General features: G+C 39.6%; 18 protein-coding genes and 3 riboswitches. Of the genes, 2 read left to right on the top strand and 16 right to left on the bottom strand.

Annotation, left to right across the window (positions count from 1 at the left end; translation table 11 throughout):
• Positions 1-6: 6 nt before the first annotated feature.
• Together RCG22_RS02115 and purU are read right to left on the bottom strand one after the other, a co-directional pair.
• The gene (locus tag RCG22_RS02115; protein WP_308105516.1) at positions 7-711 is read right to left on the bottom strand and encodes a helix-turn-helix transcriptional regulator; all 705 of its coding nucleotides are present in this window, start codon (positions 709-711) and stop codon (positions 7-9) included.
• Between the two features lie 120 nt (positions 712-831).
• The gene (gene purU, locus RCG22_RS02110; RefSeq protein ID WP_308105515.1) at positions 832-1,731 is read right to left on the bottom strand and encodes a formyltetrahydrofolate deformylase; all 900 of its coding nucleotides are present in this window, start codon (positions 1,729-1,731) and stop codon (positions 832-834) included.
• A gap of 383 nt (positions 1,732-2,114) precedes the next feature.
• Between purU and RCG22_RS02105 the strand changes: the two genes are divergently transcribed.
• Positions 2,115-2,732, top strand: a complete 618-nt coding sequence (locus RCG22_RS02105) for an acetate uptake transporter (protein WP_098260431.1) — start codon at positions 2,115-2,117, stop codon at positions 2,730-2,732.
• Positions 2,733-3,048: 316 nt separating this feature from the next.
• On the opposite strand, the gene RCG22_RS02100 is transcribed toward RCG22_RS02105, so the two are convergent.
• Together RCG22_RS02100 and RCG22_RS02095 are read right to left on the bottom strand one after the other, a co-directional pair.
• The gene (locus tag RCG22_RS02100) at positions 3,049-4,614 is read right to left on the bottom strand and encodes an acetate--CoA ligase (RefSeq protein WP_308107067.1); all 1,566 of its coding nucleotides are present in this window, start codon (positions 4,612-4,614) and stop codon (positions 3,049-3,051) included.
• 238 nt (positions 4,615-4,852) lie between these two features.
• Positions 4,853-5,803, bottom strand: coding sequence for a ribose-phosphate diphosphokinase (locus RCG22_RS02095; RefSeq protein ID WP_308105514.1), 951 nt, complete (start codon positions 5,801-5,803; stop codon positions 4,853-4,855).
• Positions 5,804-6,071: 268 nt separating this feature from the next.
• Here RCG22_RS02095 and RCG22_RS02090 point away from each other — a divergent pair, with 268 nt between their 5' ends.
• Positions 6,072-6,305: an ABC transporter gene (locus tag RCG22_RS02090; RefSeq protein WP_308105513.1), complete on the top strand. Its 234-nt coding sequence runs from the start codon at positions 6,072-6,074 to the stop codon at positions 6,303-6,305.
• Between the two features lie 96 nt (positions 6,306-6,401).
• Here the strand turns inward: RCG22_RS02090 and lpdA are convergent, their stop codons facing one another.
• The 12 genes from lpdA to RCG22_RS02030 form a co-directional block, all read right to left on the bottom strand.
• Positions 6,402-7,802, bottom strand: a complete 1,401-nt coding sequence (gene lpdA / locus RCG22_RS02085) for a dihydrolipoyl dehydrogenase (protein WP_308105512.1) — start codon at positions 7,800-7,802, stop codon at positions 6,402-6,404.
• 60 nt (positions 7,803-7,862) lie between these two features.
• The gene (locus RCG22_RS02080) at positions 7,863-8,168 is read right to left on the bottom strand and encodes an iron-sulfur cluster biosynthesis family protein (RefSeq protein WP_308105511.1); all 306 of its coding nucleotides are present in this window, start codon (positions 8,166-8,168) and stop codon (positions 7,863-7,865) included.
• 37 nt (positions 8,169-8,205) lie between these two features.
• Positions 8,206-9,084 carry a lipoyl synthase gene (lipA, locus tag RCG22_RS02075; RefSeq protein WP_308105510.1) on the bottom strand — a complete coding sequence of 293 codons (879 nt, stop codon included), beginning with the start codon at positions 9,082-9,084 and terminating at the stop codon, positions 8,206-8,208.
• A gap of 127 nt (positions 9,085-9,211) precedes the next feature.
• Entirely contained in the window at positions 9,212-10,696 is a 1,485-nt protein-coding gene (gene gcvPB / locus RCG22_RS02070) for an aminomethyl-transferring glycine dehydrogenase subunit GcvPB (RefSeq protein ID WP_308105509.1), read from the bottom strand.
• Positions 10,689-12,041 carry an aminomethyl-transferring glycine dehydrogenase subunit GcvPA gene (gcvPA, locus tag RCG22_RS02065; protein WP_308105508.1) on the bottom strand — a complete coding sequence of 451 codons (1,353 nt, stop codon included), beginning with the start codon at positions 12,039-12,041 and terminating at the stop codon, positions 10,689-10,691. The genes gcvPB and gcvPA overlap by 8 nt, the downstream gene beginning before the upstream one ends.
• A 1-nt stretch (position 12,042) precedes the next feature.
• A complete protein-coding gene (gene gcvH / locus RCG22_RS02060; protein ID WP_308107066.1) occupies positions 12,043-12,438 on the bottom strand; it encodes a glycine cleavage system protein GcvH in 396 nt (131 codons plus the stop codon).
• Between the two features lie 58 nt (positions 12,439-12,496).
• Positions 12,497-13,609 (bottom strand): glycine cleavage system aminomethyltransferase GcvT, encoded by a 1,113-nt coding sequence (gene gcvT, locus RCG22_RS02055; protein WP_308105507.1) that lies wholly within the window; start codon positions 13,607-13,609, stop codon positions 12,497-12,499.
• Between the two features lie 15 nt (positions 13,610-13,624).
• The gene (glyA, locus tag RCG22_RS02050; RefSeq protein ID WP_374049418.1) at positions 13,625-14,878 is read right to left on the bottom strand and encodes a serine hydroxymethyltransferase; all 1,254 of its coding nucleotides are present in this window, start codon (positions 14,876-14,878) and stop codon (positions 13,625-13,627) included.
• 150 nt (positions 14,879-15,028) lie between these two features.
• Positions 15,029-15,127, bottom strand: a riboswitch (glycine riboswitch).
• 203 nt (positions 15,128-15,330) lie between these two features.
• Positions 15,331-16,719, bottom strand: coding sequence for an amino acid permease (locus tag RCG22_RS02045; RefSeq protein WP_308105505.1), 1,389 nt, complete (start codon positions 16,717-16,719; stop codon positions 15,331-15,333).
• Between the two features lie 278 nt (positions 16,720-16,997).
• A riboswitch (glycine riboswitch) is annotated at positions 16,998-17,065 on the bottom strand.
• A riboswitch (glycine riboswitch) is annotated at positions 17,066-17,166 on the bottom strand.
• A 156-nt stretch (positions 17,167-17,322) separates the two neighbouring features.
• Positions 17,323-19,344, bottom strand: coding sequence for a glycoside hydrolase family 3 protein (locus tag RCG22_RS02040; RefSeq protein WP_308105504.1), 2,022 nt, complete (start codon positions 19,342-19,344; stop codon positions 17,323-17,325).
• Positions 19,345-19,626: 282 nt separating this feature from the next.
• Positions 19,627-20,370 carry a response regulator transcription factor gene (locus tag RCG22_RS02035; protein WP_308105503.1) on the bottom strand — a complete coding sequence of 248 codons (744 nt, stop codon included), beginning with the start codon at positions 20,368-20,370 and terminating at the stop codon, positions 19,627-19,629.
• The gene (locus RCG22_RS02030) at positions 20,367-22,205 is read right to left on the bottom strand and encodes a sensor histidine kinase (protein WP_308105502.1); all 1,839 of its coding nucleotides are present in this window, start codon (positions 22,203-22,205) and stop codon (positions 20,367-20,369) included. Before RCG22_RS02030 ends, RCG22_RS02035 begins: the two co-directional genes overlap by 4 nt.
• Positions 22,206-22,268: the final 63 nt, after the last annotated feature.

The raw sequence follows: 22,268 nt of genomic DNA, 5'->3' as shown, positions 1-22,268 counted from the left end.
TGCACATCATTCCTTTGGCATGATATTGGAGGGTTGATCCTCGATGATTAAACAAGGCGTGTTATCATCTACTTGCTCATTTTGTTGAATTCGAAATGCACAGCACCCATCACGATTCTGAAAGCGTTGTTCTCTTTGCACCTTACAACCAAGCAATTGAGTCAGAACGGAAACAGTCACACTGCACAAGATAGGACGCTTAAGTGCAACATTATGAAAAGGACAATTCCGCTCAATTAGGTAATTATCATTACCTTTTTTGACTACTTCCATATATGAGTCATCTTTTGCATAAAAATCCTTAAGCACCGTTAATCTTTCAGCGATGCCAAGACCTTGCAATTTCGGCTTCCATTCACGAACTCTATCTTCAATCATCGCGGTAAGCACATCTTTAAGTGCATTTTCACCGAGATGACTGACCAAGGTGTCAAGAACTTCAATCGTTAAGTGATCATAGTTTTTTTCAAAGAGATGTTCCCCAGCGGTGGTTAATTGATATCGAATATGAGGCCTGCCAATTCCAGAGTGCTTTTCTGAAATCCTGACAATCCAGCCGTCCTTTTCTAATAGGAGGAGATGCTGCCGGACTGCCTCGCCGGATAAATCCAACAATGAGGCAAGTTCGCTCATTGATAAAGCACCACTAGTTTTAATAACACGAACAATCCTTCTTTTTGGTTCCGATAAATTTTCAGCTTGAAAACTCAATCTCTCCCCCTCCTGCTTTTTCTAAGATGTATATTCACCTCCCCTTCGAATAGTTCAAGATATTTCTTGAAAAAGTTGAAAAATTTTTTTCAACAAAAAAATCCCTATAAAAGGGATTTTTTAAAAAACAATCGTTTTATTTTGGTGAACAATAATCCTGTCCTCAATATGCCATTTAACGGCTCGAGCTAGAACGCTTCTTTCAATTCGACGACCGATTTTTTTTAGACTATCCACATCATCATGGTGGTCGACACGGCTGATATCCTGTTCGATGATCGGTCCCTCATCAAGATCATTGGTTACATAATGAGAAGTGGCACCGATTAATTTAACCCCGCGGTCAAAAGCGCGTTCATAGGGCCTTGCACCAACAAAGGCCGGTAAAAAGGAATGGTGGATATTAATAATCTTATTTGGATTTTCTACGACGAATTTTGGTGACAGGATTTGCATATAACGGGCCAAAACGACAAAATCAATCTCATACTCTTTTAATAGCTTAAGTTGGGCAGCTTCGGCTTGTCCACGAATATCTTTATTGGCTGGAACGTAATAAAACGGTATATTCAGCCCCTCAACAACCTCTCTTGCGGTTTCATGGTTACTAATCACAAGAGCAATATCCGCCATTAGATCACCACTTTGCCATTCCCATAAAAGTTCGAGCAAACAATGGAGCTCTTTTGAAACAAAGATTGCCGCTTTTTTCACATGATAAACATGCGTAAAATTCCACTCCATCGAAAACTGTTCAACGATTTCCGCAAACTCATTCTCCATTTCTTTTGCTTTATCCTTTAAGTTGGGGCATTCAAATTCAATTCGGATAAAAAAGGTCCCGCCTTCGGGATTGGTGGAATATTGACTCGATTCGATAATATTTGCATTATAAGAAAACAAAAATTTGGAAATCGCCGCAACAATTCCTGGTTGATCGGGGCAACTAACTAGCAAGCATCCCCTGTTTTTATTCTTTTCTTGAAATAATTCAATTTGATCTTTTATAAATGCATTCATGTTTACAAAACCTCTCTGTCTATGTTGAACACATTATACATTAGATGGACTTAATAGTTAATTGTTTTTTTCGATAATTGCTAACTATGTAAAAATTCAGCATGAGTTTACACTATTGACGACCGCTCCTTTTCTTTTTTCACGAGTTCGGTCGCCAATAACCTCTATTGGCTACCGGTCTTTTACTTTTTTCACAATTTCGGTCGTCAATAACCCCTGTTTGGGACACTGATGGTTAGTTAAAGATAGCTGTAACGTAATCTTAACTCTCCTAATCAAAATAATAAACCTCTGTTTCTACATAAAATATACACAATTTTTTTGTTGCAAAATGCAATTTAATTATGTAAATTTATCAAGTATGTTTAATAGGAGGTATCATCATGAATCAGTCGCAAACTACACAACAAGTTCAAATTTTAACAGCTGACCCTTCCGCTCTAGGCCTATTTGGTTTAGCAATGGTAACACTTGTGGCATCCTCAGCAAAGCTAGGTTGGACAGACGGAGTTTCTCTTGTATTACCTTGGGCTATTTTTCTAGGAGGTATTGCTCAGCTAATTGCTAGTCTACAAGATTCTAAGCATAACAACACGTTTGGTGCAACAGCCTTTGGAGCATTTGGTCTATTCTGGCTAGGAGTTGGAACCTCGTGGTTAATACAACTTGGTTTATTTGGTAAGGCTGCTGCAGCTGCTGCAGATCCAAAACAATTAGGGGTTGCCTTTGTAGGCTACTTAATCTTCAGCATATTTATGACTGTTGGTGCAATGGAGACACACAAAGTTTTATTTATTATTTTCGTATTAATTGATTTCTTATTTATTGGCTTATCGTTTTCAACATTAGGGATTTTACCAGAGTCAATGCATAAATTAGCCGCTGTTTCGGAGTTATTAATCTCTATTTGTAGCTTCTACGGCTCTGCAGCAAGCGTCCTAAACACGCACTTTGGGAAAGTTACTCTCCCAGTTGGCAAGCCTTTTGGCATTTTTAAATAATATATTCAAGCTAATCGGGGTTAGTCCCCCGCCTAGAAGAGAATGATATGGATCTGATTATGAAGAACCTCCTCAAATTAAAAATTTGAGGAGGTTTTTCTGGTTGTATAGGAAATTATAAAATATTTAATTGTGGAAAAATTGATTTAGTCTCTTTGAATCCAGCTCCAGCGCCCAACGGCTAGTGCCCTTCGCTCTCCGCCCTACGATAAGTCAAGCACGAATGCGCTAACGCTCTTCGTGTTTCCTTTATCTCAGTTGGAGCGCTCCAGGCCATACGCCGCTGAACGGGCGCTTGCGCCTTTTGTTCATTCTGTTATCGCTGAATACGAAGTTCGATCCGACGAATTTTCCCTGAATCTGTTTTAGGAAGTGCGTCGATATATTCGATCACCCGCGGATATTTATAAGGCGCCGTTAAATTTTTAACAAATCCCTGTAATTCCTTGGTTAACTCCACTGTACCGAGAGTTCCTTCCTTCAACACAACAAATGCTTTGACAACATTTCCTCTGATTGGATCCGGTAATGCAACGACGGCACACTCTTTAACCGCTTTATGTTTCATTAAGGCATCTTCCACTTCAAACGGTCCAATTGTATACCCAGAGCTGATGATCACATCGTCTTTCCGACCCTGGAACCAATAATAATTATCCTCGTCCTTCATCGCACGGTCACCCGATAAAAAATATTGACCTTGATAGGAAGAAGCTGTGGTCACGGGATTTTTATAATACTGTTTAAATAAGGCAGGAAAATCACTTCTAATCGCAATCGTCCCGACTTCATTTATGGGAGCAGGTTGACCATTTTCATCAACCACTTCAATAAATTCTTGTAAAAGCGGCTGCCCCATTGATCCCAATTTGTTCTCATTGGTATTTAAGTTAGCAATCAATAAAGTGCTTTCTGTTTGACCATATCCATCGCGAATCAAGATATTAAATTGATTTTTAAACACATCAATGACTTCACGGTTTAGTGCCTCACCTGCCGAAACAGCAGTGTGTAATTGCGAGAGATCGAAGCTTGATAAATCATCTAATTTTGCCATCATTCGGTATTCTGTCGGTGTACAGCATAATACATTTACCTTGTTCTCTTGAAGAAGCCGTAAATATTTGTGGGGATTGAACCTACCATGATAGATATATCCTGTTGCTCCTGAACCTAGAATCGATAAGAATGGACTCCAAACCCACTTTTGCCAACCTGGGGAAGCGGTGGCCCAAACTAGGTCCTCTTCACTAATATTCAGCCATTTTGAAGCAGCAATTCTTAAATGTGCATAGCCCCAGCCGTGACTATGGACAACCCCTTTTGGCTGACCGGTTGTCCCTGAAGTATAGGCTAAAAAGGCATAATCTTCACTCAGCGTATCCACATCGCTAAAGGTGTCTGATTCATCTTCCACTAGCGCTTCCAATGAAATCCAGTTGGGTACCTCCTGACCAAAGGCAATCTTAAACTGTAAAAATGGTGTTTCCTCACTTATATTTTCGAATTCATTAATTAATTCGGAATAGGAAATAACTGCTTTCGCCTCTGAATGATTTAAGCGATACACTAAATCCTTTGCCCGTAAAAGCTCTGAAGTTGGACTAATAACTAATCCTGCTTTTAAACAGGCTAAATAGATAACATAAGACTCAATGAGTCGAGTGGTCATGACGACAACCCGGTCACCTTTCTCTAATCCTAACTTGGTTAACCCATTGGCAAGTTTATTCGACTTCGTGATTAACTGAGCATAAGAGATCGTTCTCGTTTCCCCGAGTTCATTTTCCAATCGCAAAGCGATTTTATTGGAGTTATGCTTAGATATTTCACTTGCTAAATTAAAGTGCTCTGGTGCGATCAATGATTTCAAATCCACAATTGTCAATCTCCATTCTTAGTAATTATATGTTGAGTTTCCCGTTTAGCAGAGTTTGTTAGTTAGTACCTGATTATAACATAAGATACTAAATAACCTTAACTCTTACAATAATAGCACTTTAAAAAATTATGTAAATTATTTAGTCTTTAAAAAACATTTAATAGCAAGCCTTATTATCTGGTACTACTCCTACAGAAAACTAAAGCCAACTATTAAAAATAGTTGGCCTCGCTTGGGTTTATTCAAATAAAGGACTTACCGCTTTTTCATTATGAATCCGGTCGATTGCCTCAACAAGTAATGGGGCAACTGAGATCGTCTTTATTTTACTGATTTCTTTCTCGCTTGGTAATTCAATCGTATTGGTTACCACTAATTCTTTAATCGGAGAGGCTTCAATTTTCTCAATCGCTTTGTCCGTAAAGACAGGATGTGTACAACCGGCATAGATGGCTTTTGCCCCATTTTCTGCTAGTGTCTTAGCTGCTAATACAATGGTATCACCTGTATCAATTAAATCATCAATAATAATCGCATTTTTTCCTTCAACATTTCCAACTACACTCGTAGTTTCAAAAGCATTTTCTTCAAATCTTCTTTTATCGATTAGAGCAATTGGAGCATGTAAGAGGTTGGCCACTTTTCTAGCTCGGCCGATGCTGCCATTATGCGGCGCAACAATAACAATATCTTCTAATTCCTTTTCCTGGAAATACTGCCCAAGGATTGGTACACCATATAAATGTTCAACAGGTATATCAAAAAATCCTTGAATCTGTGAAGTATGGAGGTCCATTGTAAGGATACGGTCTGCTCCTGTTTTTTCTAAAAGGTTTGCGACCAGTTTTGCTGTAATTGGTTCCCGCGAACGTGCCTTTCGATCTTGGCGCCCATACCCATAATATGGAATAACAATATTGATTATTCCTGCAGAAGCTCTTTTTAAAGCATCAATCATGATGAGGAGTTCCAAAATATTATCATTGACAGGGTACGATGTGGATTGAACAACATAGACCTCACTGCCACGAACACTTTCTTCAATATGAATTTGAATTTCTCCATCACTGAAATGAGATACAGAACTTTTTCCTAGCTTACAGCCCAAGAGTTCAGCCATCTCGGCTGCTAGCCTTTGATTTGAATTTAATGAAAAAAGTTTAAACCTTTTGTTTTGATGGTATGTCACTTTAATCCTCCACACTATTTCGATTTCTATTTAATTTTTCCTCACTTATTTTACTATATTCTTCAGTACATTGGTAGGAATACGAAGATTGAATATTTGTTACATTGTGGAAAGTACTTCGATGTAAGCTTTATAGAAAATATCCAACTTAATATGCATAGGACAAATGCCTGTTTTGAGCCCTATTTTTGTGTTTTCTTAAACGAGTTCATTTGGTACCGCATACATTATTATTGAACAACCTTAGAAAGAAAGGGGGTGAGTTTCCGTGAGTCATAACCATTCTTCCTGCGGTATTTTTGGGATTTTTCTTGGATTTTTAACAGGTGCAATTTGGTTATTGTTTGTAGTACTGGGCTGGGTGACAATCTTGCTTGGTGTAATTGGCCTAAGTGGTTTACTTGTTACTGTTCTAAACTTCCTTATTGCTTTAATTGGCTTCCTTGCATTCCTTATCTTCGGATTATGTGTATTCAAGAAAGCATGGCATCACTGTAAATGATAGCGGTGAGGATTAATCCAGTGGAATTATTTATCTTCTGCAAGAAAACAAAACACGAAGACAGCCTCTAATTAGAAGCTGTCTTTTTTGATAATTTTATCCGTGGATAGCCATTTCATTAACGGCAAGTGCTGCTTCACCTATTGCTTCAGCCAGTGACGGGTGGGGATGGATTGTATGAGCAATATCCATCGCGGTTGCATTTAATACACGGGCAAGACCTACTTCTGTAATCATATCTGTTACATGTGGACCAACCATATGGGCTCCTAACAGCTTATTCGTTCCTTCTTCAACAACAAGTTTTACAAAACCATCTGATTCACCAAAAACCAAAGCCTTTCCAATCGCCCGGAATGAAAATTTACCAGTCTTCACTTGATATCCTTCCGACTTTGCTTCCTCTTCTGTAAGCCCAACACTTGCTACTTCCGGGCTGCTGTATACACATTTGGAAACCAAAGTTGAATCAAGTGGAGCAGGGTTTTCTCCTGCCATATGTTCAATTGCGATGATGCCTTCATGTGAGGCAACATGGGCAAGCTGCAGACCGCCGATCACATCACCTATAGCATAAATATTTGCTTCATTTGTTTGATAAGACTGATTTGTTTTAATAAATCCACGATCCAGCTCAATCGCCAGCTTTTCAATGCCCAGGCCTTCAGTATTTGGTAACCGCCCTACAGATACTAATAGTTTATCAGCAGAAAATGGCGTTTCTTTTCCTTTATGTTCCGCCTTAATCGTTACACCCTCACCTTTTTCAAGTGTTTCAGGCAGCACCTTAGCACTAGTAACGATTTTTACACCTTTTTTCTTCATTAACCGTTGGATTTCCTTAGAGACATCTTGATCTTCGGTTGGTAAAATACGATCAGCATATTCAAGTACGGTTACTTGTATTCCGAAGTCCACGAGCATCGATGCCCATTCCATTCCGATAACTCCGCCGCCAACAATGATAATCGAATCAGGAAGCTTTTCCATTTTAAGCGCTTCGTCCGATGTCATTACATACTTTTCATCTACTTCTAAGCCAGGCAGTGTTCTTGGGCGAGAGCCGGTAGCAATGACAATATTCCGTGGGCTTAAAATGATTTCCTCTTCACTAGTGTTCAATTCCACTAATACATCTTTTGACTGCAAGATACTGCCTTTCCCATCATAAACATCGATCTTTCCTTTTTTCATTAAATGTTGGACACCTTTAAAGAGACGATCGGTAATTTCTTCTTTCCGCGCTTGTACTTTTGAGAAATCAAGTCCAACTTCTGGGGCAACAACACCATACTTATCAGCATGTTTTGTTTGTGCGTATACTTCTGCGCTTCTAAGTAGGGCTTTACTCGGGATACAACCGGCATGAAGGCAGGTTCCACCGATTTTTCCTTTTTCGATAACCGCCGCTTTTAAGCCTAATTGGGAAGCGCGAATGGCAGCAACATACCCGCCTGTTCCACCGCCGATAATAACCACATCATATTCTTTTGTCATCGTCGTGTCTCCTTTGAGAAACTATAAAATGTATGGGAAATTTGAAGTTTCGATATTCTCTTAATCTATTTCAATTGCACAGGCACTAGAGGCAAAGCTTTCTCCCACTAGAAAACCGTGTTCGTCACTATATTCGATATGTGTTTCTTCATTTAAATAGCGTTTTGTAAAACGATCCAATCGAATCTCAATCCCATCCGTTTCAAAGATTAAATCGTTTCGACGCGGTTCATCGAAAACAATCGAAAACTTAACAGTCATCCCGCATCCGCCGGTGACATCGGCGTCAATCCGAGGAGTTTGCGCTCTATTGACTATCATTTCCTTCAGCTTATACCTAGCTTCTTCTGTCATTTTTATCAACATTGGACCGCCCTCCCCAAATATCGCCATTTATATTTGATTATGCATTTGCTTTTGCTGCATGGACCTGTTCATCCGCATGATAAGAAGAGCGAACAAGAGGACCCGATTCACAGTGACTAAAGCCTTTTGACATGGCAATCAGCTTAAGTTCTTCAAATTCTTGTAAACTCCAATACTTTTGGACTTTTATATGATGTTTGGTTGGCTGCAAATATTGACCGATTGTTAATATATTTACATTGTTTGCACGAAGATCGTCCATCGTTTCAATAATTTCTTCTTTTGTTTCACCTAGACCAACCATAATGCTGGATTTTGTAGGAATAGCAGCATTCAATTCTTTTGCTCGTCTCAAAAACTCAAGAGACCTTTCATACGTTGCACGGGCGCGGATTCTTGGTGTTAACCGTTTCACTGTCTCAATATTATGATTTAATATATCAGGCTTCGCATCTAGTAATGCTTTTAGGTTTTCATATTCTCCGTTCATATCGGAGGGAAGGACTTCAATGCTGCATAATGGATTGCGGCGTCTTACTGCCCGTATGGTTTCTGCAAACACTCCGGCTCCACCATCTTTTAAATCATCACGAGCAACCGCGGTAATTACGACATGCTTTAGGCCCATTTGCTCCACGGATACGGCCACACGTTCTGGCTCTTCCCAATCAAGCTCGGTCGGAAGACCTGTTTGAACTGCGCAAAATCGGCAGGCACGCGTGCACACACTTCCTAAGATCATAAAGGTTGCCGTTTTACGTTCAGCCCAGCATTCATGAATGTTTGGGCATTTCGCTTCCTCACAGACTGTATGTAGTTTTTTTTCACGCATCATTTTTTTTATGTTAGTATATTGTTCGTTCGTATTTAATTTAATTTTTAGCCATTCTGGTTTGCGGACATAATCAGTAGACATCTGTTTCACTCCTATGAACAGTCATGAAGTTTTTAATTTATTTATATTAAACCACCAAGAATGACATCATAAGAAAATTCCTTTTCTCTTAATCTTCATTCCCGGTGGTTCATGGATAAACATTCATTTAAGACATTACAGGTTCTCTTTTTACCGCTTCTTCTTTTGTATAACGCAAAATTGGTTGTCTAGCTGCCTGTACTTCATCCAATCGGCCAATAACCGTCGTATGTGGTGCGTCCAATACAACACCTGGATTTTCTTCGACTTCCTTTGCAATTTGAATCATGACATCTGCAAAAGCATCTAGTGTTTCTTTTGACTCTGTTTCTGTCGGTTCAATCATCAAACATTCCTCTACATTGAGCGGGAAGTAGATGGTAGGTGGATGGTAGCCAAAATCAAGCAGACGTTTGGCCATATCAAGTGTTCTTACACCAAGCTTTTTCTGTCTGGATCCTGATAACACAAATTCATGCTTACAAATTTGTGTATATGGTGCCTCAAAATACGGCTCGAGTTTTTTGCGCAGATAATTCGCATGAAGTACCGCACCTTCTGACACTTGACGTAACCCAACAGGTCCCATTGTGCGAATATAGGTGTACGCACGTAATAGAATACCGAAGTTTCCATAATATCCCTTCACCCGACCGATAGATAGCGGTTGGTTAGAGTCTAGCACATATACGTCATTTACTTTCTCCACTCGCGGTACAGGTAAAAACGGAATCAGTTTCTCTTTCACACCGACTGGACCTGCACCTGGGCCGCCGCCGCCATGAGGTGTAGTAAATGTTTTATGAAGATTTAAGTGCACGATGTCAAAGCCCATTTGCCCTGGAGTTGATTTCCCTAAGATGGCATTAGCATTCGCTCCATCATAGTACAATAAGCCGCCAGCTTCATGAACAACTTCAGCGATTTCTACGATTTCTTTTTCAAACAAGCCGAGAGTATTTGGATTGGTTAACATCAGTGCGGCTGTTTGATCATTTACATGCTTCTTTAGTTCTTCAATGTCGACTAATCCATGCTCATTGGATGGAATGGTTATCGTTTCAAAACCGGCAACTGATGCACTCGCAGGGTTTGTTCCATGTGCAGAGTCTGGTACAAGAACCTTTGTTCTCACTTCTCCTTTTTGCTTATGGTAGGCTTTGACCATCATTAACCCAGTCCATTCACCCTGTGCTCCTGCTGAAGGCTGTAAAGTTACTGCATCCATTCCTGTGATGACAGCTAACTCTTCCTGTAATTCATATAAAACTTCTAGTGCACCTTGGACCGTTTCAGTAGGCTGGTATGGATGAATCCGGCTAAACCCTTCCAAACGCGCCACATCTTCATTTATTTTCGGATTGTACTTCATCGTACAAGAACCAAGTGGATAGAAGCCATTATCGATTCCATGGTTCTTATTCGAAAGAGCAGTATAATGGCGAACAAGCTGTAACTCTGATACTTCCGGGAGTTCTGCCGGCAGGTCCCGAATCAAATGCTTGGGAAGTTTATCATTAATATTAACCTGATCAACATCACTTTCTGGAAGGCTTGAACCAACACGTCCTTGACGACTGATTTCAAAAATTAGATCATTATATTCAACCATTTACAGCTGCCTCCAATACCTCGATAAATTGGTCAATCTCCTCTTTTGTCCGCTGCTCTGTCACTGCGAGTAGCATTTGATTTACTAGGTCGTAATCCGTTCCTAAATCAAAGCCACCGATGATACCAGCCTCAAGAAGTTTTGTATTGACTTCCTTTACCGGACGAGGAAGTTCGACAACAAATTCATTAAAGAACGGGGCTTTATTGATAATAGGAAAGCCTTTTTTATCGAGAGACTTTGCCATGTAATCGGCTTTTTCAATGTTTAGTTGGGCCATTTGACGAATTCCTTGTTTTCCAAGTGCACTCATACAAACCGCAGAAGCAAGCGCATTTAGTGCCTGGTTTGAACAAATATTGGATGATGCTTTATCACGGCGAATATGTTGTTCACGAGCCTGCAGGGTTAATACAAATCCGCGCTGTCCTTTTTCATCTGTTGTTTGCCCAACAATTCGTCCTGGGATTTTTCGCATGAATTTCTTACTTACGGCAAAATAACCGCAGTGTGGTCCGCCAAAGGACATTGGGATTCCTAATGGCTGCATATCTCCGACCACAATGTCTGCACCAAGTTTACCTGGAGCCTGCAAGAGTGCAAGTGACAATGGATTGGCACTTACAATTAACAGCGCTCCTTTTGTATCCGCGATATTCTTGATTTCAGCCAGATCCTCAATGGATCCGAAAAAGTTAGGGTATTGAACAATAACCGCAGCAGTGTTTTTATCTATTTGTCCTTGCAGCTTCACCAAGCTTGTCTCATCATCCGTAAGATTGACGTCTTCAACTATATATCCTTGGCCTTCTGCTACCGTATTTAAGATCGCACGGGATTCAGGATGAACTGCCTTTGACACAAGTACTTTCGAACGTCGTGTTGATGCAACAGCAAGTGACGCCGCTTCTGCTAGAGATGTAAAGCCATCGTACATTGAAGAGTTGGCGACATCCATTCCTGTCAGCTCACAAACCATGGTTTGAAACTCAAAAATCGCCTGTAATTCACCTTGGCTGATTTCCGGTTGGTAGGGTGTATAAGCAGTGTAAAATTCGGACCGTGAAATCATATGATCGACCACACTTGGTATGTAGTGATCATAGGTTCCCGCCCCAAGAAAGGTTGGGTAATGGTTCGCATTTTTATTTTTAGAAGCAAGCTGATTCATTTTTTTCAAAAGAAGTGGTTCAGAAACCGCCTCTGGGATATTTAACTCCCCTTTTAATTGAATCTCAGCCGGAATATCTTCAAATAACTCGTCTATCGAAGAAATATTTAAAAAGGCGAGCATTTCCTCTTGATCTTGTTTCGTATCAGGGAGGTACCGATAAGTAGAAGTCATTTTATTCCTCTCCTTCATTTATATATGCTTGGTACACATCCTCATTTAAAAGTGCATCCAATTCTTCCGGATTGGACATCTCCACTTCGACTAACCAACCTGCTTCAAAAGGATGTTCGTTAATCGTCTCAGGGGCATCTGCTAACTCCTCATTTACAGTAACAACCGTGCCTGATACAGGAGAATAAAGTTCAGAAACTGCTTTTACTGATTCGATGGTTCCCATGGAATCGTTTGCTGTTACTTCCGTGTCCACTTCCGGAGTTTCAACAAAGACGATATCGCCTAATTGCTTTTGCGCAAAATCAGATATTCCAATTCGTACTCGGTTTCCGTCTAATAGTAATACCCACTCATGTTCTTTGCTATATAGTAAATTTGCAGTTGCTTTTGTCATCATTTCTCTTCCTTCCCAATGTAAAGTAATGTTTGATATTCAGGTTTCTATCACTCTATTAATTCTTTTTATAGAAAGGTGCTTTAACTACCACTGCATCAACCGGCTTATTACGGATAACCACTTTTAATGGTGTCCCCACTTCAGCATGCTCTGCTGATAGGAGTGCAAGACCAATGCTTTTCTTTAAAGATGGTGATTGGGTTCCTGATGTAACCACACCAATTGCCTCTCCATCTTCGGAAACGACTGGATAGCCGTGGCGCGGAATCCCTCGGCCAGTTACCTCAATTCCTACTAATTTTCGTTTTAACCCCGCTTCTTTTTGGGCTGAAAGTGCGGATTTACCGATAAAATCACTCTCTTTTTTAATTTTTACGGCAAAGCCGATTCCAGCTTCAAGGGGACTAATATCACTTAATAGTTCTTGACCATAGAGTGCAAGACGTGCTTCTAAGCGAAGCGTGTCACGTGCACCCAGACCACATGGTTTTAAGCCCTCATCAATTCCTGCATCTAAAAGCTTTACCCAAAGTGCTTCGACTTGTGAAGCATCTAAATAAAGCTCAAGGCCATCTTCTCCGGTATACCCTGTCCGAGATACGAGCACATCTGTGATTCCGTTCAGGTTGACCTGTTGTGCAAATTTAAAGGAGCCAATTTTTGAAAGATCTGTATCCGTTAACTTTTGTAAAATACCTTCAGCCTTTGGACCTTGAATGGCAAGCTGAGCAACTGTGTTCGAAATATTTTGGAGTGTCACATCTCCTTTTACATGCTGCTTCATCCAGTCAAAATCTTTCTCTATGTTTGCAGCATTAATGACAAGTAAATATTTTTCATCCGCTAATTTGTATACTAATAAATCATCGACTGTTCCGCCGTCCGGATAGCACATCGCTGTATACTGTGCTTGATCGATACTAAGCTTGGTTACATCGTTCGTGACAAGGTAGTTAATGTAGCTCTCTGCATCTTTGCCTTCAACAAGCACTTCACCCATATGTGAGACATCAAAAAGACCTGCTTTCGTTCGAACTGCCTCATGCTCATCTAAAATGCCTGAAAACTGTACTGGCAATGCCCAGCCTCCAAAATCAATGACCTTTGCACCAAACTTTCCATAAGTTTCAAAAAGCGGTGTTTGCTTTAATGCTGTTGCTGTCCCCATCCTCATACCCCTTTCTTATACTGTGATTGCCTGCTGAAATAACGGATAAACTTCACAAATTGCTTTAGTTGTTTCTTTTGCTTTCTCAAGAACGTCTTTATCCCCATTGCTCTTTAAAACAGCTGCAATTACTTTCCCGATTTTCACCATTTCATCCTGTTTCATACCCCGTGTTGTTAAAGCCGCTGTTCCCATCCGAATACCACTCGTTACGAACGGCTTTTCCGGATCAAAGGGAATCGTATTTTTATTAACAGTAATGCCCGCTTCTTCTAATAATTTTTCTGCCACTTTCCCAGTTAAATTCCACGGACGCAAATCTAAAAGGACGATATGATTATCCGTTCCACCAGAAACAAGAGCTGCACCTTCATTTTTTAATGTCTCGCCTAGTGTGGCGGCATTTAGAATGATTTGTTTTGCATATTCTTTAAAGCTTGGCTGCAATGCTTCATTGAAGGCAACTGCCTTCGCTGCAATAATATGCATTTGCGGGCCACCTTGAATTCCTGGGAATACGGATTTATTAATAGCTTTGATCATCTCTTCATCATTTGTTAAAATAATGCCCCCGCGAGGACCTCTCAAGGTTTTATGGGTTGTACTCGTTACAACATCTGCATATGGAACTGGTGAAGGATGAAGTCCTGTGGCAACTAGTCCCGCAATATGCGCCATATCTACCATGAATTTTGCGCCAACTTGATCAGCAATTTGTCTAAAGCGAGCAAAATCAATCGTTCTAGTGTAAGCACTTGTACCTGCAATGATCAATTTCGGCTTTTCCCTTTTTGCAATTTCTTCTAGTTCATCATAATCAATCAATTGAGTATCTTTTCTCACACCATAGGAGACAACCTCAAACCATTTTCCTGAAACACTGACAGGACTTCCGTGCGTTAAATGCCCGCCATGTGAAAGGTTCATCCCCATCACTTTATCACCGGGTTGAAGCAGTGCGAAAAATACAGCAAAATTAGCTTGTGCACCTGAATGAGGCTGTACATTGGCATATTTAGCGCCAAACAACTGCGTTAGGCGGTCAATCGCTGCTCGTTCTGCCACATCGACAAATTCACAGCCTCCATAGTAACGCTTCCCCGGATAGCCTTCTGCATATTTGTTCGTCATCACACTTCCCATAGCTTCTAAAACATCCTCGCTTACGAAATTTTCAGATGCGATCAATTCCAATGTTTGACACTGTCTATCCTGCTCATTTCTAATAGCTTCAAAAATTGTTGAATCATTCTGTTGTAAACTCATCATGTTCCTCCTTGGTTGGTTGTTTTGGCTATTACTAAGGGTGTTAAACATTGAAGATTTTATCTGCTAATTCCCAAGATAAAACCTGAAACACAGCACTACCCTTTTTTTGCACGCAAAAAAGGACATAGAAGGGTAGCTTAAAGCTTTCATCTACCCTTCTCTGTCCTTTTACCTGAGAGTTTAAGTTCCGTATAGGAACCTTCCCCTTTGGTGGCGTAAACTTTATACGCGCTCTCCAGAGTTGCGTCCAATCGTGGTACCATCTACCTGAGAGATTTGTTCCAAGGGTCTTTTTGGAACTTGCTCCTTCGGTGGCGTGAAATCTTGCACTCTCCCACAACCATCATCCGCTCATATTTTTTTATTATTTTCAGATTAATAGTTAGAGACATCTAAGTCAAGCTTTTTTTGAAAACGGATACATCTTTTGTATAAACCTATCGATCAGCCTCTTAATCTCCCACTACTTTTCGATCATCTGCTTGATCAGCAAAATCAGCCTTCTTGCCCATCATCTTATAGATCGCAATCAGCATGATAAACCAAACAGGTGTGACGAATAAGGCAACACGAGTGTCTTCCGCAAGTGCAAGCACGACAAGTACGAACGCCAAGAAGACAAGGATTAGGTAATTGGAAAATGGGTAAAGCGGTAATTTAAACTTGTTCACTTTTGCTAGATCTGGTCTGGTTTTCCGGTACTTCAAATGGCTGATAACCGTAATTCCCCAGATAAAGATGAAACATACAGTAGAAATACTTGTAATCAGTGTAAATACTCCTTCTGGCATAACATAGTTCAATATTACGGCAACCAAGATAACAACAGTAGAAAAGAACAATGCATTGGAAGGTACTTGACGAGAAGTCAGTTTTGCAAATGGTACAGGTGCATTTTTATCTTTGGCAAGTGAGTATACCATCCGACTAGTACTGAAAACGGCACTGTTACATGCTGAAGCTGCAGACGTTAGCACGACAAAATTAACGATACCAGCAGCTGCCGCGATACCAACAGCTACGAATACTTGAACGAATGGGCTTTTCGCTGGATTGATCGCGTTCCATGGATAAATACTCATGATGACAATAAGGGCGCCAATGTAGAAAATTAACACTCGAATTGGAATATTATTGATAGCTTTTGGGATAACTGTTTCTGGGTCTTCTGTTTCCCCTGCAGTAAGTCCGACAAGTTCAATACCAACAAACGCAAACACGACCATTTGGAATGAGAGGATAAAACCATTTACGCCATTAGGGAACATGCCTCCATGGCTCCATATATTCGTAAAACTAGATGTGCCTGAATTTGTAGAAAAACCTTTAATAATCATGAAAGTCCCGACAATAATTAGTCCAACAATCGCAATTACTTTAATTAATGCAAACCAGAATTCCATTTCGCCAAAAAGCTTGACTGTAGCAAGGTTCATGACGAGTAAAACGACTAATGCAATTAGTCCCGGCATCCACTGCGGTACACTCGGAAACCAAAACTGGGTATAGAGACCAACTGCTGTTAGATCGGCCATAGCGATTGAAATCCAGCAAAACCAGTAGGTCCAGCCTGTGATAAATGCTGCCATATTTCCCATATAGTCTCTAACAAAGTCAACAAAAGAATGATATTTCAAATTCGATAAAAGCAGTTCTCCAAGCGCGCGCATGATTAAAAAGCAAATGACCCCTGTAATCAGATAAGCAAATAATATCGATGGTCCGGCGAGATGGATTGATTTACCTGCCCCAAGAAATAGTCCCGTTCCGATTGCCCCGCCAATCGCGATTAATTGTACATGCCTGTTTTTTAGACCCCTCGACAATGTTTGTTCCTGCATATGAATTCCCTCTCCCCTACTTCCCCGAGAATGCTTGCAATTGCTTGATGGTCTTAATCAATAAGTCGTATGTAAATTCTGTATTTGCAAATTGATTCGCGTGAAAGTTTTTTTTATTCGTCAATTCGGCAGAAAAAGCGCTTACATTTTTTTGAAGTATAAAATCAAGAGGACAATCATGATGTGCATCCGATGATTATTTCTGTTCTAACTCCTCCTTTATCATTTATTACTATTTTTCTCCACACAAAAAGGACAAAGAAAAATAGGTTAATTCCTATTCCTCCTCTGTCCTTTTACCTGAGAGTATAACTCCTTTGGTGGCACATGGCTCTCTCCAGAGACGCGTCCTATTGTAGTCCTTTTACCTGAGAGATTGAGCCCAATTTTTTGGGGTTTGCTCCTTCGGTGCTAAACAATTCGTTTAGTCTCTCCCACAATACTCATCCGCAATTATGAATCTAATTAAATCCTAGTCTATTGGAAGAGTCTTGTCAAACAAATTTTCTGAATTAAGATATTATTTTGATATATAAAAAAACAAAATCCATCTAAAGCTGACACCTTTCCGTCACAATTTAATGCTTCGTGTGCTTTCAAAAATTATTTATAGGTTAATCCAAAGTCAAATCCATAAGAATCCCCATTTTTATTTTTATAAACATAAGAAGGATCCTCCACATAGCCAGGAATATCCCCCACCTCGTTGTCTACTGCCTCTTTGTTCGCAGGAATGGTGAAAGGAAGTTTCCCTGTCGGTTTGAATTTGCCACGAATAACGTCTACAATCGCCTCAGCCTTTACGCCAAACGTGCTAATTACCGCTGCAGCATTGGGCTCAATTTGATCAATTAACCATGGGTTCGTGAAGTTTATCGCAGTAATCGTCGGAACTTTTTTCTGAATCTCAATAATTTTATCGACATTATTGATTCCTGTTTCAGGGCCAACTGTGATCCGTGGATTATTATCCCAATTGGATTGAACTGGTCTGACCCAAACAAACGCATGTGTAGCTTCTGCAAGATTATCCGTTACTATGATAGATGGATCATATTTTTGGATGGTTTCTTTTAATTTCTGGGTGGCCGCTGCATCGTTTCCACCTGGGAACATCTCAATGTATAGTTTTACATCCTTTATTTCACTATCACCCAATGGTAATACTTTTTTACCATTAACTGTGTCATTCCGTAATAGAACCAATGACTTCCGGTGTGCTTCATCCGCTTTTTTCTGTGATTCTGGATTATTGACTACATTAAGCGCATTTTGACGATCGACATAAGGGTTTTCGAAAAGGCCTAATTTCATCATCTCGTTTAGTAGGAAAGTGACCGATTCATCTACTTTTTCTTCTGCAAGCAATCCGTTCTTAACGGCATTAATAATCGGCGTCGGATCGGATGCACCAGAAATGATATTTGTCCCGGCATCGATTGCTTTCGCAAATTTTTGTTCCGGTGTTAACCCTTCTGCACCCCAAGCATTATTACCAACCGCCCCAGTATCTGAGTTTACATAGCCCTTGAAACCAAGCTGTCCACGCAATAGATCCGTGATAATTGCTTTATTTAAAGCAAAACCAACTTCTTCAAATTGCTGGGTTTCGTTAAACCATGGCAAACCTTGGTCAGCACTCGTATTACTTGGAAATGCATAGTATGGCATCACAGACGATACACCTGCAGCAATAGCTGCTTTAAAGGTTGGGATATGATATTTAAGCAAGCTCCCTTCAGTTGGATATGGATTGAATTTCCCCTCCACAAAATGGGGATCCAAACCATTATCACGTGCACCGCCGCCAGGGAAATGCTTCACGGTAATGGACACACTGTCTTTACCAAGTTCTTCCCCTTGAAAACCTTTGATGACATTATAAATCATGTCAGAAGCAAGTTCTGGCTGTTCCCCAAAGGTATCTTCAATTCTTGCCCAGAGCGGGTCAGTAGCGATATCAGCCGTATACCCGTAAACTTTACGAATACCTGAGGCACGCCATTCCTTTGCGGCAGTTTCAGCAAAGTCCTTTACAAGTCTAGTATCACGCGTTGCTGCTAGACCTAAAGGACCCGGCCAAAACGAATGCAGACCTGCCCCTTCACTATTATTCGTATAATCAGTTGACGCATGATTACGCGGGTTGGATGTAATTACAATAGGGATTCCTAATCTAGATCCCTCAGCCACTTCCTGCAATTGATTATTATAGTCTGCTATCACATCTGTTGTTGGAATTTTACGGAAAATATAGTAGCGAGTATTTTGGTTTATTAATTTATTCGGTAAAACTAGCTTGTTATCTTTAAATTGTGGAAATTCAGTGATAAGCATCATTCCGGCTTTTTCCTCAAGCGTCATCTTTTTAATAAGATCCTTAACGCGTACGTCAATTGGGACCTGCCAGTTTTCATAAGGATCAAGTCTTCCGTTATTATTTAGATCTTTAAATTTCTTCTCCCCCTGTGTAAGGATCTGTTTGGACCTCGCTTCAACCGAAGGTGCATTTTGCTTATTGCCATTCGATTTTCCCGGTTCCGCGCTTGCGTATGGAATAGCCAGTGATGATAACATCAATGCAGCGATCGTTATTGTGGATGCTTTTTTTGAAAATAGTTTCATATCTTTTTTCTCCCCCGTTTTCCTTTTAAATTACTTACAAAATGAGTAAAACTAGTAATTCATAACTGAATCACGACATTCAAACCCCTCCTTCAGAAGAAACCGCTTTTAATCAAGATAATTGTATAATTTAGTAAGGAAACTTTAATAGGGAGTATTTTTAGAGTAATTTGTGTTTTTTTAAGATTCTAAATATTCAGCTATATATACCTGGTGCTAAAATCCTTTCTATCTCTAATGAACCTAAAATTTAATAAAAGTCAGGCGAAAAAAAGAAGCCCTTCAAATGGATGATTTTCGAAACTCGGATGGTGAAAGGCCAGTAATCCTCTTAAAATTATTACTAAAATAGGCTAAATCCGAGTATCCTACTCTCTCAGCAATCTCGGACATTCGTAGGCTTGTATTTATTAACAATCGCTTGCTTTCCTGAATACGCAGCTCCGTAATATAATCAACAAACTTTTTATTCAACTGTTGTTTAAACAATTGACTGAGATAACTAGGATTCATATGGACACAATCAGCTGCATCTTTTAGTGTAATTTGATCTAGTGGTGTTTTTTCTAAATACTGCAGAACCTTCTCAATCGTTGAGAAAGGAAGAGTTTCATCCTCATTTTTTTCAGTATTCCTGTTTATTTCTTCTTTTGATTTCATGTTTAACCATTTTTCAAGACACTCTTTTAACTCGGTTTCCTCTACTGGTTTTAACAGGTAATCGGTTACTCCAGTTCGTATCGCTTGCTGAACAAATTGAAATTCATCATGAACACTAATCACGATGATATCCTGTTTCTTCTTCAACTGGCTTAATTCCTTTACTAAAGATAAACCGTCCATAATCGGCATTCGAATATCGGTTAATACTAAATCAACCTCATTTTGCTTAATCCAGTCGAGTGCTTCTAAACCATTTTCACATTCGTGGATAACCTGTAAAGGAAGCTGTAACTTGTTTATCGTCCACTTAAGAGCTGTCCGAACCCATCTCTCATCATCAACCAACAAGATATTCTTCTTCATGCTGTCTCCCCTTCCACGTGATAATCTAGAATTGGTAACCGAATCAAGATCTCCGTTCCAGAACCCTGTTCACTTTGTATGGTGATTCCATATTCAGCACCAAACAAATAGTGAATTCTTTGATGAACATTGACTATTCCGATATTTTCCCCATCACTAGCTGCCTTTTTTAAGTTTATTCTTTTCTTGATCTCTTCTAAAATATCATCATCTATTCCTTTACCGGAATCGAAAATCCGAATGACAAAGGAAGACTCAGATTGACGGTAAGCAGAGATCATAATTTTTAGTTTTCTCGTATCAGGACCATAACCGTGAACAAAACAATTCTCTACTAATGGCTGCAACGAAAACTTAACCACCTTCAGTGCCATGACCCATTGCGGAATATCAAACTTGTACTCAAAACGGTCCTCAAAGCGAAATTTTTGAATCTGCAAATACATTTCACAAAAATTTATTTCTTCTCTAAAACTCACAGTCGATGAATGGTTATTAAGATTATATCGGAGTAGTTTTCCAAGCGCGTATGACATGGATGCAATATTTTCCTGATTTTGTTCCAATGCCATTCCCCTAATCGTTTCAAGAGAATTATATAAAAAGTGGGGATTCATTTGTGATTGGAGCATTTTTAATTCTATTTCTTTTTGTTTAAGTGACATTTCTGCTTCCCTTAACTTGGAGATGTATACCTCCTCAAGGAGATGGGATAGTTTCTCAACCGTATTATTAAAACCAGCAGACAATTGTCCAATTTCATCATTGGAATCCACTCGAACTCTGCCATCTAGTTTTCCAATTTCAACTTCCTTCATAAAATGCTGGAGACGGCGGACGGGCCGAATGATACTTGTGGCGAATCCGTAACCAATCAAATAAGCGATGATCAAAGACACAAAAATAGTGAAAGATATTGCTTTTTCAATTTGAATGATACCCCCCGTTAAATCACGGTATGGGACTGCCGATAGAAACCTCCAGCCGAGGTTTTGAGAGAAGGTATAGGTAACAAAATCTTTTCGTTCATTTTCTAAAATTTCCGTGCTGTTTCCTTCTGTTTTCAGGTTTAAAAGTTGTTTGAATTCAACTCTTTTCCCGAGTTTCGAGTAATTAGGATGGTATACATAATGCCCATTCGCATCTAATATAAAAAAATAGCCATTTTTACTGATCGTTACTTTGTTAGAAATTTCTTCAATTCTCCTAAAATTGATATCAATAATAAGCATGCCTACAGGTAAGAGTGTCTGGGGGTTATAGAGTCTCCTTACAAGTGAAATAACTGGCTGTTCCTTATTTTCTAATTTAATTTTTCTTGTAACTAACATACTCATCCCATTAAGTGGGACTGACGAATACCAATATTCCTCTTTCATTCTTATCACAGGATAGAAATTTCTTTTTCCTAACGTATCAATCACCTGATCGTTATCAAGGATGAGGGTGATATTCGAAATATCTGCTCGCGAATACTCTGCTGCTTTTAAGGTGTTACGAGTTGGTTCAATTAAGGTATCCTTGCTTTCTGACGATTTCAATTTCAACAGACTAGAAACTTCCGGAGAGTTGATAATTTTAAGGCTGGTAATCTCAAAGTCTTGTAAATAATATTCGATATGTGACTCTACTTGATCAATTACCTGACCGCTCGATTGTCTTAGTACGTTTTCGAGTTCAACCGCTGAACGGTTGTAGGAAATAACCCCAACTGAAATGACTGGAAAAATAACCAGAAAACTTGAGAATACAGCAAGCTTTATCATTAATGATTGATTTTTTAATAGGATGTATCGTTCAAGAAATTCCGCCATTTTTCTCCACCAGATCATCATTGTTGCTATTCATCCTATCTATTCGTGATTTTTTAAACAGAAAAGACCTAGTAGGTAAATGGA

It is taken from the genome of Neobacillus nitrireducens (assembly GCF_030915405.1).
Lineage (GTDB): Bacteria > Bacillota > Bacilli > Bacillales > Cytobacillaceae > Neobacillus.
Note: the sequence above shows the minus strand (reverse complement) of the source record. Positions and strands in the feature narration are given on the sequence as shown.